Here is a 13,063-nt window from a genome sequence, read left to right on the forward strand (position 1 = left end):
AACCCGATGTGATGTGTTTATACCCGGTATGAATGAGCAGATATATCAATCATTCTTTTTGACATGATTAATCATGATAAATGCAGGTTCCGGAATTTTCCATTCGTTTGGCCCGTCCGTACAGCCATATGCGGGGCCCCTTACGCTAACATTAAGCGTTTGGAAAAACCACTCCATATGAATGAAGAGTGGATACAACACAATAAGCACAACCGGATCCGGGGGACGCGCATGAGATTTCTGAAACTCATATCCGTTGAAGAGGCGGAAAAAATCCTTCTCTCGCTGGGAAAACTCCTGCCCGCCGAGTACGTTCCTCTGGAAGACGCCTGCGGACGGATCCTCGCAGAACCAATAACATCTCCTGAAGATATCCCCGGATTTGACCGCTCCATCAAAGACGGATACGCCGTTCGGTCCCAAGACACGCTTGGAGCAGGAGAAAACAAACCAAAGCTTCTGAACATGACCGGCAGGATCGCGATGGGGGAGAACACCGCCGGACCTATCGGAGAAAAAGAAGCAAAATATATCCCGACCGGCGGCGTCATGCCCAAAGGAGCCGACGCCGTAATAATGCAGGAACACACAGAACTCGCCGGCGACGTGCTTCTTATCAAAACAGCAGCCAGCCCGGGTCTGGATGTCCTGAAATACAATGAGGACTTTTCGAAAGGAGAAAAGGTATTCCCGGCCGGCCACAAAATAACCGCACAAACAGCCGGCGTTCTTGCAGCCTTCGGATGCGACCCGGTCCTGGTCAGAAAACGTCCGGCAGTCGGGATCATATCGACCGGAAATGAACTGGTATTGCCCGCGGATACGCCAAAATTCGGGCAGATACGCGACACGAACACCACACTCATCAGATCGTACATGACGGAACACGGAGCAACCCCCGTCTTTTACGGCATCATCAGGGATGATGCAGAAGCATTGACACCAATCGCGGCCAAAGCAGCCGCCGAGTGTGATCTCGTCATTCTTTCCGGCGGCAGTTCGAAGGATGAAAAGGACGTCACTTCACGCGTCATCGAGACCCTGGGAAAAGTCCATGTCCACGGCGTATCCGTCGCTCCCGGCAAACCCACGATCATTGGAAGCATAAACGACGTCCCGATCCTGGGTCTGCCGGGTCATCCCGCTTCGACCTATATGATCACTACACTCTTTGCCGGCCCTCTTCTCGCAAAAATGACGGGAGCAGTGGAAAAACCGCGAAAAATCAGCGCACCCCTTGCCATGAGTTTTCCCTCCGAAAAAGGAAGAGAGGATCTCGTCAGAGTCAGAGTCACAGAAAACGGCGAAGCAGCACCTGTCCTTGGAAAATCCGGCCTTTTGCATACGCTTGTTCAAAGCGACGGGTATATCCGGGTCCCGGCAGGCCGTGACGGATGTGAAAAAGGGGACATTGTGGAGGTATTATTATGGTAAAACGTTATCTTGATGAGATCAGTCTGAAAGATGCAGTCGATATTGTCAGAAAAACGCCGGCAGTCGTCGGATCACGGGAGATGAACCTCCTTGACGCCTGCGGACATATCCTCGCACAATCCATATACGCGAAGTACTCGGTTCCGGAAGTTCCCACAGCAGCAATGGACGGGTTTGCGGTCCTCGCAAAGGAAACGGAATCGGCATCAGACCAGAACCCGGTCACCCTCACAAACTTTGACCGGGTGAACACCGGAAACGTCGTCAAAAAAGGATTCGATGCGGTCATAAAAATCGAAGACACCTGGTTTGTTGATGACGATTCAAAAGAGATCGTCATCAGGAAAAATGTCAATCCCGGATCATACATCAGACCGCCCGGGGAAGACATCCGCAAAGGTCAGCTCATACTTCCCGCAGGAGCAAAGATCCTTCCGTTCAACATCGGCGCTATCGCCTCGTACGGGATCACCTCGATCAAAGTAAAACGAATCTGCATCGGGATCATTCCGACAGGATCAGAACTGATAACTCCCGGAACGCAGCCGGCTCCGGGACAGGTGGTCGAGAGCAACACACTGATGGCTGAAGCATATCTCCGTCAGTTCGGCGTCGATGTGATCAGATATCCTCCCGTGACCGATAACCGCGTACTCATCCGCGGAGCGCTGGAAAAAGCTGCGGATACGTGTGATATCGTCATCATCTCAGCCGGTTCATCGGCCGGGACAAAGGACTTTACGGCCTCGGTGATCAGCGAATTGGGAAAACTGCTTTTCCACGGCCTGGCCATGAAACCCGCGAGGCCTGCGATGTTTGGGATCGTAAACAAAAAACCGGTGTTCGGAGTCCCGGGCTATCCTCTGGCGGCCCAGAGCGTCCTGAGAATACTGGTCGCCGAACTTTTAGAAAGCTGGGGATGGACCGGGCCGGAAAAAAAGACGATCCCCGTCGTTCTCGGCTCGACAGTCGCCTCTGAAGGAGGTATCGACGAGTTCAGTCTCTACGCCGCCGCGAAAATCGGGGGCCGGTACACGGCGATCCCCCTTTCCCGCGGATCAAGCGTCCAGATGGCCGGGATACGAAGCAACATCATTGTCCACATCCCCCTCGGCGTTGAAGGATACGAAGCAGGAGAAACGGTCGATGCAGTACTCCAGGTCCCGGAAGAGGAGCTGGAGCAGACGGTCCTTATTGCCGGAGTATATGATCCGGCGCTCGACCGCCTTGCCGAGAAGTGTATGCTTGAAGGGATCAAGATCCGGCTTGGACCCGCCAGCGGGGTTGCCGCCCTTATGCTTCTGAGAAAAGGGGCCTGCCATCTTGCATCAGTAGCAGCGGAGGATGACTGCACGTTCTGCGGAGACGAGTACACCGCAAAAACGTTCGGGCAGCTGAACGTAGTAACTAAAAAAGAGATCACCGACAAAAAGGTGGAAAGAGTACTGGCCCTTGCTGCAGAGATCTAGATCTCTTCCAGATATTTTTTCAGAGCCGGCCAGTCACGGATCTTGATCAAAGCTTCCGCTTCTTTTCTCTCCGGAACATTCAGGCATTTGGCTCCAGAAACAGCGTCGGAGAGTTTTGCGATCCTGACCTCTCTGACATCATTGTCACCCTCTTTTACCACCTGGGCCAGCTGCTCAAGGAGCAAAACCGCATCAGCTGCATTTGTTTTTGACATAAATGATACTGGCACCGATGAGAATATAATAGATTCTATCAGGGTAAAAAAGAACAATTCAGGTCAAAGACCTGAAGTTACATACTTTCCAGAGCCTCGATGCCGAGAACACCAAGAGCCTGATAAAGAGTATTTCTGCACGCATCAACAAGGGTGAGCCGTGCATCCCGAACGTTTCCTTCTGCCTTCAGGACCGGAGCAAACCGGTAGAAGGAGTTGAAAAGATCCGCGAGATCGCGAACATAGGTTGCGAGGAGATGCGGGCGGAGTTCCACCACGACTTTTTCGAGAACAAAGGGGAACTGTGCGATGTGTTTTGCCAGAGCAAGTTCATAGGGATCAGAATACGCATAACACTCGGTAAATCCGCCGTCAGCACGCGCCTTTTCCAGGATCGAACAGGCCCTTGCATGGGCATACTGGATGTAGGGGGCACTCTGACGTTCGAAATCGAGGGCCTCCTTCCAGTCAAAGACCGTCGATTTTTCCGCAGAGACCTTCACGATATCATAACGGACCGCGCCGACGGAAACGGCGGCGGCGATTTTTGCCCGTTCTTCTTCGCTGAGTTCCGGCCGGCGGACGGTTACCTCCTCCATCGCACGTTTCGTTGTCTCGGCGATCAGCTCATCCGCGGTGATGAAAACACCGCCCCGGGTCGTCATGGAACCTTCCGGAAGGGAGACGAACTCGAAGTGGACGATCTCCGGCGGCTGTTCGCCGATAAGTTTCAGCGTCGTCTGCAGTTGAGCTCCGATCAGTTTGTGGTCGGCGCCGAGAACATCGATGCTTCTGTCGCACTGAGCGTTTTTCCAGAGATGGAAAGCAAGATCACGCGCTGCATAGACGGATGTCCCGTTGCTCCGGCGAAGCACATATCTGTTTCCAAATCCTTCTCCGGAAAGATCGAGGTACATCATCTGTCCTTCGTGATGAACGGTCGGAAGTTTTTCGATCCGGTTCAGGACATCCTGCATCGAACCGTTCCAGAGGAAGGTGGTCTCCCGAACGAATTTATCATGGACGACATTCATCGAAGAAAGGGTCTCTTTGATCCCGTCAGCGCAGATATCCACTGAGTCATGGAAGAGCTTCACGGTCTCGGGATCACCGGCTTCGATCTTTTCCATCATTGAATCGAACTCAGGTTCGATCTCGGGTTTTGCCTTTGCGATCCTGTTTGCCTCGACGTAATGACGGACGATATACTCGTCGCCTTTTTCTCCGGGAAGACGGTCGTAATGAAGGTTTTTGACTCCCCAGGCAACGATCGCGATCTGACGGCCCATATCATTGAGATAATACTGTGCCTCGACCGGGTAGCCGGCTTTCCGGAACGCACGAACGAGCGTGTCGCCGATCACCGTGTTTCTGATATGCCCCACATGCAGAGGTCCGTTCGGATTTGCGCTGGTATGTTCGATGATGACCTTTTCAGTTCTGGCGTTGAGGGTTCCATAGTCCGGACTGCGGGCCGCACGAACTGATTCAGCGACGTAATCTCCTCCAAAGATGAAGTTGATGTACGGTCCTTTGGCAGATATCTCGATACCTTTTGCCTCGGGTTTTGCTGAGATCGCTGAGACAAGTTCACCGGCGATCTGTGCAGGATTCTTTCTCTGTGTTTTTGCAAGAGCAAATGATACGGTGGAAGCAAGATCGGCGTGATCCCCTCCGTCGGTGATCATAACATCTTCCAGACCTGTGACTTCACGAAGCAGGCCGATTGTTTTCTCAATATATTCACGGTACATATTACATCCCTGTTGGATAGCGGAGAACGGCCGCGATTCCGCCGAATGCGGAGTAAAGCATTGCTCCTTCCTCGAAATCTTCTGAAATGATCTCGACTCTGGTGTTTGATGCATCGGCAAGTTCAGTCAGCTCGTCGATGATATCGGCTTCTTTGCTGAGAGCGAGCGGAGACTGACACTTCGGGCAGTAACCAAACGGCAGATCTTTTGCTTTTTTACCGGCTTCGATCTTCACGGTCTTGACTTCTTCATAGCCGCAGTTTCGGCAATTCAGCGTGAGACGGACTTTTCGCAGTTTTTCAGAAAGAAGCAGGGTGTCGACTGCCCCGGCTTCCAGATTGAGCCGGACACTGTCCTCACCATACGCGGCGGCTCCGTTCTCTTTGATGAGTTCTTTGAAGAACCGGGACATCTCCGCTTTTTCATCCATGATGCCGACGCCGCGAAGAGCTTCCTGGGCATTGTCCACGAGTTCGCGCAGACCGAACTCATTGGTATAGGAGGAGTCGAAGAGACCGATGATCCGTTTCTGGACTTCGTGATGAAGGAAGTTGCCTGCAGCGAACTCCTCTTTGGTCGGCATCGGGCCGCCGATCAGCACACCCTTGAACTTCTCAAAGAAGTTCGGTTCGGCAAGGAAGGCGGCCGATGCGCGTTCACCGACTTTGCTGTAGAAGTCATGGATCGCGATAAGTCTGAGACGCTCGAAACGAACGCTGGACTGACCGCCTTTTCTCTGTTTACCCGGAACTGTGGAGTGGGTGCCGTTGATCGGCTCGATGTGGGTGCCGCGGAGAAAACCCCAGTAAGCCTCACGGCGGTCGAGAACCAAGAGTCCGTAGACGTATTTGTCATCGAGCATCGCCTTGAGCGGCTCCAGTTCAAACGTTGAACTGCACCGGTAACTGTAGGTCTGGATGACCTCCGGCGGTTCGACGATGATGGATTCCAGATCGGTTTTATCCCCGCCCACGTTGATCGCACCGCAGAAAACAGCCATGCCGTTTGGCGGCGGGTTCTTGAAGTATTTCAGCCGTGCGAGGATCGAAGAGAGAGCACTCTGGACGTTTGACCTTGTCTGTTTGCTTTTGATGTTTGCACACTGACCGTATTCATCGCGAAGCTGGGCGGTTACGTCATAGATCTGCTTGTCCGGCGGGATATAGAGAGAGATCAGTTCAGTTCCCGACCCCTCTTTTTCTTCTAACCGTTCCAGTGATTTTTTGAACTCATATCGCTTTCGTGCTTCGTCTTTTTCGATTTCGTGCTGGGAATGTTCCTCTGCCATTGTATATACAACCCTTTACTATCCGGCAGTAAACCGGCGGTAGAATGTGGTGTATTATTGGAGGTGAGAGGTGATTAAATATCGGGTCGGGAAATCAGCCGGATCTCCGACGTGAAAAATAGTAACGCTCATTACACCTTCTGCTCAATAAAATAAGTTATGAAAAAAGGTTATGGGTTAATACTGGGCATCACAGCATTTCTGATTCTGCTGATCGCTCCAATTGATCCTGCCATGTTGCCGGTCCCGGCGCGTCTCGCCGCGGCAGTAACGGTAATGATGGCCATTTTTTGGATTACCCAGCCGATCCCGATCGAGGCGACGGCCCTCATACCCCTGGTCGCGTTTCCGCTTCTCGGGATACTCAAACCCGCTGAGGCGGCAGTTCCCTATGCGGATAAGGTGATTTTCCTCTTCCTCGGCGGTTTTATCATAGCCATGTCGATGCAGAGGTGGGGACTCCATAAAAGGATTGCATTGAAAATAATCAATATTACCGGGACGAGTCCAAAGCGTCTCATTCTCGGATTTATGATTGCTACAGCGTTTCTTTCGATGTGGATGTCAAATACCGCGACCGCGATGATGATGATTCCGATCGCGATCGCAATAATTGCGACGGTCCTGCCGACAAAAGTCTTCGCGGATATGGAAGCTCCCCACAAAGCGTTTGCCGGCTGCCTTGTTCTCGCGGTTGCTTATGCGGCCGGTGTGGGAGGCATCGGGACCCTCATCGGAACGCCGGCTAACGGCATCCTGGCTGCACAGATGGCGCTCATTTTCCCGCAGAGTACGCCGATCGACTTCTTTACCTGGATGGAGTTTGGAGTTCCGTTCGTTATCGCGATGATTTTTGCGATCTGGCTCTGGCTTACAAAAGTCGCATACAGAAAAATGCCGAACGTGCTGGTCAATGCGAAAGAGGCGCTGGATAAAGAGGTCAAAGAACTCGGACCGATGTCGCGCGGAGAAAAAAACACCCTCTTCGTTTTTGTTCTGACGGCACTCTGCTGGATCTTTGCTAAAAGCAAAGATTTCGGCTCGTTCACTCTTCCCGGCCTGGATGTGTTCATCCCCGGAATCGACGACTCGACGATCGCGATCTTCGGTGCGCTTCTTTTGTTCTTCCTGCCGATCAGCTGGAAAAAACAGGAGTACACCATGAACTGGCAGTGGGCAGTCCGCATCCCCTGGGGGATCCTTCTGCTCTTCGGCGGAGGTATGTGTCTTTCGGCTGCTTTTATCAAGAGCGGCCTCGCGCAGACGATCGTGGGATATCTGGATGTGCTCAACGGGGTCCCGATCCTGCTCATCGTTCTCGCCATAGCGATTTTGGTCACGTTCCTGACGGAACTTACCTCTAATACTGCGATAGCTTCGGTGATGATGCCCATCCTCGCAGTTACGGCGATCTCCCTTTCGGTGAATCCGTGGATCCTTATGATGACGGCTGCGGTCTGTTCATCGCTTGCATTCATGCTTCCGGTAGCCACCCCTCCAAACGCGATCGCCTACGGAACAGAGTATGTGGAGATGAAGGACATGGTCACCGCCGGATGGTTCCTCAATCTGATCGGTGTTGTGATATTCACCATCTTCGTCTTCACGATCGTGTTATGGGCATTCGGCATCACGATCGATCTTCCGTCCTGGGCGCTTGTATCGACCGTGAAAATCTGATCTTTTTTTTGGATCTTTCAATAGCCAATTTTTTTTACGCAGAAACAATTCAACGCCGGGGAATCATACCTCAAATACAAAGTGATCCGGCGATTCTTATCCGCATGCAAAAGGGCTGAAGCCGCCTCAGAGCAATGATCACTAAAAAAAGCAAAAAACGAATGGACCCGGCGGGATTTGAACCCGCGGCATCTACGTTGCGAACGTAGCTATCTACCCCTGATATACGAGCCCGGGAAATATCTCTATAATATAGGACAAAGTCCCTTTTAACTTTATGGTCTTGCAGCTTCAGCTGCGGGAAAAAATATTCAGCGAGATCATAAAATGATCTCGATATCCAGCTGTTCTGCCAGTTCTTTGTATCTGTTTCGGATCGTCACTTCCGTCACGCCCGCCACGTCCGCAACTTCGCGCTGGGTCCGGCGTTCTCCGGAAAGGATCGAGGAGATGTAAATCGCAGCGGCGGCAACGCCCGTTGGCCCCCGTCCGCTGGTGAGTTCACGCTCTCCTGCCTGTTTCAGGATCTCCATCGCACGTGACTGGACCTCGCCTTTCAGCCCAAGGCCTGAACAGAACCGCGGAACATAGTCGCCGGGAGAGGTCGGAAGAAGTTTCAATCCAAGCTCACGGGAGATGAACCGGTAGGTCCTGCCGATCTCTTTTCTGGAGACACGGGACACTTCCGCGATCTCGTCGAGCGTTCGCGGAACATTGCACTGACGGCAGGCTGCATATAGCGCAGCTGCTGCCACACCTTCGATACTTCTTCCGCGGATCAGATTCTTATCAACGGCATCACGGTAAACGACCGCAGCCGTCTCACGCACATTTCGCGGAAGACCGAGAGCCGAGGCCATTCGATCGAGTTCGGAAAGTGCGAACGCCAGATTACGCTCGGTCGCGTTCGAAACTCTGATACGGCGCTGCCATTTTCTCAGACGGTACAACTGTGCCCGGTTCTTGGATGAGATCGCTCTTCCGTAACTGTCCCGGTTTCTCCAGTCGATCATCGTGGAAAGACCCTTGTCGTGGATCGTAAAGGTCATCGGCGCACCGACACGTGACCTCTTCATCCGCTGATCATGATCGAACGCCCGCCATTCCGGCCCGCGATCGATAAAATCATCATCCAAAACAAGACCGCAGTGCTGACAGACAAGCTCCGCACGTTCATAATCATGAACGAGCTGCTTGCTCCCGCACTCCGGACAAACGGTCGCGGTCGCATCGTTTCCGCCCTGCTTCTCCTTCTCCTTTGTTACAAGCGTCGTCTCCTGACGCTGTTTCATTTTTTCTCTATCCGCTCGCAGCTGTTTCAGTTTTTCAATTTCAGTTTCCATGATTATAAGGTCCTTTTCGATCTACGGATTAACGCCTGTTTGCACGCATATCGCGGCTATATTTGTGAGATGAATTTTTTCTGGGTTTTTCCGGTCTGGTTTCGGGGATAACATACAGCTTGTCTCCTGCATGTACACCAAAAGCCGAATCCTCCCCGCATAACACGGTCAGGTACGGACGGGAAACACTCCCATAAAGGTCAACAATTTTTCCAACAGATCTGCTTTGTTCATCTGCAACCTCTGTATACAGAGGAGGAAGCTGACCAGCATCACTTTCAACAATCAGTAACCGCCTCCCGAGACGGGATACAACATTCCCTGCAATTTTCACAAATCAAACCTCGATGATCACCAATAAGGCGGTCAGGCAACCCGTGGAGTTCAAACCACAGAGTATTTATGCATAATATAATGCGTAAGAAGTACTATAAATACATTCCCCACAATACTAAAATAGAAATTAGGGAGAAAGGATCTCGGCGGACGTAAGGGAAAGAACCATTTTCGCCTCGTCTTCATTCATCCCCGCCCCCCGGGCGACCAGACCGCGCATTTTTTCGGTAATTATATCATCCGGACCATGGATATCCGACTGGACCACGACGCCGGCCCCCGCGCGGCGCGCAGACGCAAGAACATGACCGTTTGCCCGGTTGTGCCCCCCTCTTGAAGTGATCTCCAGAAACACCCCGTTCTTCGCTGCAAGCAAAGCCTCTTCGTCAGTGATCATTCCCGGGTGAGCGAGGATATCCACATCCGGACAGGTCACCGCCGCCAGATTCGTTCCGGGAGCCACCGGTTCGGTGACCGTTTCCCCATGCACGATCACCACTTCCGCGCCAAGCGATCTGGCATACTTTGCAAGACACGCGATCTCGGACGGGGGAACATGCGTGATCTCGACACCGGTAAACAGCTTCACACCGTACAGTTCCGCAGACCTCTTCACCTTTTTCTGAGCTGCAATCAGATCCTCCACATTCGAATAATCAGCGTGATCGGCGATCCCCATCTCCGTATATCCGGCCGCCGCCATCCGGCGGATCAGCTCCGTCGGGATCAGTTCGCCGTCGCTCATCGTTGTATGACAGTGGAAATCGTACATTTACTTCCCGCCGAGTTTTTGTGCGACTTTCGTCAGAAGGGCCTCTTTGGATCCGGCATACTCCACCTGGATGCGCCCCCCGGACTTATGCCATTGAGCCGGGTGATGGGCATCCCGTTCCTCTGCAAGAACCGATATCCCGCAGACTTTTGCCGCGCGGGAGATCATAGCCATATTCGGGGCGGAAACAGCCAGACTCTTTGCTACGCGCCGGCCGCCGGCACGGGTCAGGGAAGCATCAAAGTAGCACGGATAAAGAAAACGAATTGCCATTAGAAAGTACTGTATGCTGTGAAAGCCAAAATGGCTTTCGTGCCTCCCCGGCCGTACGGCCAAACGGAGGAACAGGCGGACCTGTGTCCACATACTAAATCAGAATATCGTATGACGCAATCACACTTGAAAAGACATGCGTATCTATAAACATAAAAAACCACAATACTATACTATGCATCACGTGGATGTTCACATGGAAGCCGAGATATACGGCGCAAACAACCGTCTGGCCGAGCACAACGCAGAACACTTCAAAGCCCACAATGTCCGTGCATTCGACCTTCTCGGCGCGATCGGATCCGGCAAGACCTCTTTGATCGAAAAACTCGTTCCTGAACTCAAATCCCGGGGAAAAGTCACGGCAGCAATTGCAGGAGATGTGTATGGTGATGATGATTTCCAGCGGATCATCAAAACCGGCATCATCGCATTCAACGCAAACACCGGCAAAGAATGCCATCTTGACGCCCACCTGGTCCACCACGCGCTCGACCACATGGACCTTGACGATGTCGACATCGTCTTCATCGAAAACGTCGGAAACATGGTCTGCCCGACCGATTTCAAACTCGGCGCGGAGAAACGGATCGTCGTCATCTCGACCACCGAAGGCGACGACGTCGTCAACAAACACCCGATGATGTTTCGGGACTGTCAGATCGCGATCATCAACAAAGTCGACTTAGCAGAGGCGGTCGGCTGCAATGTCGAGAGAATGATTCAGGATATCAAACGCTACAATCCTGAGATGCTCATCATCAAAACCAACCTGAAAAAAGGGGAAGGCGTCAAAGAGATCGCCGATGTCATTCTTGCCTAAACGAATTTAAATATCGGTAGAACCAACACATATAGGACTCTGGAAGAGACTGATGTCTGAGATACTCAGACGTTGATCAGAGATACAAATTTAGGAGATATTAAACAAAATGCTTTGGCAAGGTAAATCAGTAAGAAAAGCGACCGGAGGTCGTTATCATGCATCCCGCGGAAAGAAAAGGTTCGAGATCGGCAGATCCCCGGCTGATACCATCATCGGGATCACCCGCGTAAAGACCATTCGCGTGACCGGCGGCAACACCAAGGTCCGCGCACTCCGCTGCGAGTTTGCAAACGTCAGCGACAAGAAGACCGGAAAAGTTCAGAAAGTCAAGATCAACTCTGTTGCAGAAAACGCAGCAAACCCGAACTACGTCCGCCGTAACCTCATGACCAAGGGAGCAATCATCACGACCGAACTTGGTAAAGCCCAGATCGTCAGCCGCCCGGGTCAGGACGGCGTTATCAACGCGATCCTGATCGAATAAAAATATAGAGATCATCTCTTTACCACATTCATTTTTTCGTCAGGCGGTGAAACTGCCGCCAGATTCGGTTTTGAAATTAAAATAGGAGTTACGCGGCGCGATCTTAACCGAAAATACTGATGTCCTTATGAGATGTACTTCGATTTCGTGTATGGCATTCGTTTTTCTCAGGTTCCTACACCCAACAAACTCCTTCCCGAATTGGAGCCGCACCAACACCGCGTAATTCCTATTTTCTTAAGGACAGCTTCATGTATTCGAATGGCGAATACTCTGGTATGCGACGCGTATCATACCTCTTCCCCCACACCTGCGATCTTATGTTTGACGTTCCTTTGCCCTTTTCTGCCTACCTGCAGGGAATGACGAAACTCGCCGACCGGCAGGACAACTTCAGAACCGCAAACGGCCCCGTCAAACGGGAGATCGCCGTCTTCATCGCCCACGACCGGCTCGGATTCGAACGGGTCAGCAAAACCTCGCACCTGGAACGGGAGGTGACGGAAGAAGCTGACATGCAGATAATCCTCACCGACACCATCCTCAAATCCAGCGGTCATGTGCCCTTAAACGAACAAAAATTCCTTGTCAAAGGGATCAGCAAAGGACCGTTCACCGAGGTCTACATAACAAAATCCCCTGCGATCCCCGGCATCTCCTCACCAGAACTGAAAGAAATGCTCCGGGAGCTTTTTACATGAGCGAGCGCGAGATCGCGGTCTGTGCGCCGTTTCGGCACAGAAATGCCGGTCAGCTTCGTCAGGTCGATCTGATCTTCTATTACACCCAGGATAAAAAATGGATGAGCCTGGACAAAGCAAAAAAGCTCATCGCCGTTGCGGAAAAAACCGGCCTCATCAAAAAAGAAGCCTCCGGTGACTACTCACTGCGCGAAGACCTACGGGAACAAAAGATCCCGCTTGGATTTCGCCCCACCGACGAGATCTTTGTCATCGACGAAAGTGAAACGCTCGACATTCTGGAAAAACTTCTGGACGAGATCGCTGACGCAAGCAAGATCGGTAAAAAAGAGCTGGCCGGCGAGATGGAACGGATCAGAAAACAGTTTGACAACCTCATCAGCCCGGAAGCCGCGGTCATCCTTCTGGCAAAAAAATATCACGCGCCTTATGACAACTACAAAGCCGATCTGATCAAACGGATCGGCGAATAAAAAAAATATTGAGAT

At 52.0% G+C, this 13,063-nt stretch carries 14 protein-coding genes and 1 tRNA gene; 7 read left to right on the plus strand and 8 right to left on the minus strand.

All coding sequences use genetic code 11. The features are described 5' to 3' along the window. Positions 1 to 231 precede the first annotated feature (231 nt). A complete protein-coding gene (locus tag H575_RS03660) occupies positions 232 to 1,434 on the plus strand; it encodes a molybdopterin molybdotransferase MoeA (protein WP_042698080.1) in 1,203 nt (400 codons plus the stop codon). Then, positions 1,428 to 2,903 (plus strand): molybdenum cofactor synthesis domain-containing protein, encoded by a 1,476-nt coding sequence (locus H575_RS03665; RefSeq protein WP_052319947.1) that lies wholly within the window; start codon positions 1,428 to 1,430, stop codon positions 2,901 to 2,903. Before H575_RS03660 ends, H575_RS03665 begins: the two co-directional genes overlap by 7 nt. Here the strand turns inward: H575_RS03665 and H575_RS03670 are convergent. The 3 genes from H575_RS03670 to prf1 all read right to left on the minus strand — a co-directional run bounded on the left by H575_RS03670 (position 2,900) and on the right by prf1 (position 6,160). Beyond that, positions 2,900 to 3,118 (minus strand): hypothetical protein, encoded by a 219-nt coding sequence (locus H575_RS03670; protein ID WP_042698083.1) that lies wholly within the window; start codon positions 3,116 to 3,118, stop codon positions 2,900 to 2,902. The two genes, H575_RS03665 and H575_RS03670, sit on opposite strands and share 4 nt — an antisense overlap. Positions 3,119 to 3,195: 77 nt before the next feature. Next, the gene (gene argS, locus H575_RS03675) at positions 3,196 to 4,872 is read right to left on the minus strand and encodes an arginine--tRNA ligase (RefSeq protein ID WP_042698086.1); all 1,677 of its coding nucleotides are present in this window, start codon (positions 4,870 to 4,872) and stop codon (positions 3,196 to 3,198) included. A gap of 1 nt (position 4,873) precedes the next feature. Further along, complete coding sequence (gene prf1, locus H575_RS03680; RefSeq protein WP_042698089.1) at positions 4,874 to 6,160, minus strand: peptide chain release factor aRF-1; 1,287 nt, start codon at positions 6,158 to 6,160, stop codon at positions 4,874 to 4,876. A gap of 159 nt (positions 6,161 to 6,319) precedes the next feature. Between prf1 and H575_RS03685 the strand changes: the two genes are divergently transcribed. Next, the gene (locus tag H575_RS03685; protein ID WP_042698092.1) at positions 6,320 to 7,840 is read left to right on the plus strand and encodes an SLC13 family permease; all 1,521 of its coding nucleotides are present in this window, start codon (positions 6,320 to 6,322) and stop codon (positions 7,838 to 7,840) included. Positions 7,841 to 8,002: 162 nt separating this feature from the next. Here H575_RS03685 and H575_RS03690 read toward each other — a convergent pair. From H575_RS03690 to H575_RS09280, 5 genes are all read right to left on the minus strand, one after another. Continuing rightward, a tRNA-Ala gene (locus tag H575_RS03690) sits at positions 8,003 to 8,074 on the minus strand. A gap of 86 nt (positions 8,075 to 8,160) precedes the next feature. Beyond that, a complete protein-coding gene (locus tag H575_RS03695) occupies positions 8,161 to 9,183 on the minus strand; it encodes a transcription initiation factor IIB (protein ID WP_042698094.1) in 1,023 nt (340 codons plus the stop codon). A gap of 28 nt (positions 9,184 to 9,211) precedes the next feature. After that, entirely contained in the window at positions 9,212 to 9,517 is a 306-nt protein-coding gene (locus H575_RS09485) for an H/ACA ribonucleoprotein complex subunit GAR1 (RefSeq protein ID WP_211213855.1), read from the minus strand. Positions 9,518 to 9,646: 129 nt separating this feature from the next. Next, complete coding sequence (locus H575_RS03700; RefSeq protein ID WP_042698096.1) at positions 9,647 to 10,291, minus strand: histidinol phosphate phosphatase domain-containing protein; 645 nt, start codon at positions 10,289 to 10,291, stop codon at positions 9,647 to 9,649. After that, positions 10,292 to 10,564 (minus strand): signal recognition particle subunit SRP19/SEC65 family protein, encoded by a 273-nt coding sequence (locus H575_RS09280; RefSeq protein ID WP_042698099.1) that lies wholly within the window; start codon positions 10,562 to 10,564, stop codon positions 10,292 to 10,294. A 175-nt stretch (positions 10,565 to 10,739) separates the two neighbouring features. On the opposite strand from H575_RS09280, the gene hypB reads away from it, so the two are divergent. From hypB to H575_RS03725, 4 genes are all read left to right on the plus strand, one after another. Continuing rightward, positions 10,740 to 11,387, plus strand: a complete 648-nt coding sequence (gene hypB / locus H575_RS03710; protein ID WP_042698102.1) for a hydrogenase nickel incorporation protein HypB — start codon at positions 10,740 to 10,742, stop codon at positions 11,385 to 11,387. 109 nt (positions 11,388 to 11,496) lie between these two features. Further along, a complete protein-coding gene (locus H575_RS03715) occupies positions 11,497 to 11,874 on the plus strand; it encodes a 30S ribosomal protein S8e (protein WP_042698105.1) in 378 nt (125 codons plus the stop codon). A 278-nt stretch (positions 11,875 to 12,152) separates the two neighbouring features. Beyond that, complete coding sequence (locus tag H575_RS03720) at positions 12,153 to 12,575, plus strand: hypothetical protein (RefSeq protein ID WP_143744993.1); 423 nt, start codon at positions 12,153 to 12,155, stop codon at positions 12,573 to 12,575. Then, positions 12,572 to 13,048 (plus strand): DUF2240 family protein, encoded by a 477-nt coding sequence (locus H575_RS03725; RefSeq protein WP_042698111.1) that lies wholly within the window; start codon positions 12,572 to 12,574, stop codon positions 13,046 to 13,048. Before H575_RS03720 ends, H575_RS03725 begins: the two co-directional genes overlap by 4 nt. Positions 13,049 to 13,063 lie beyond the last annotated feature (15 nt).

It is taken from the genome of Methanocorpusculum bavaricum DSM 4179 (assembly GCF_000430905.1).
GTDB lineage: Archaea > Halobacteriota > Methanomicrobia > Methanomicrobiales > Methanocorpusculaceae > Methanocorpusculum > Methanocorpusculum parvum.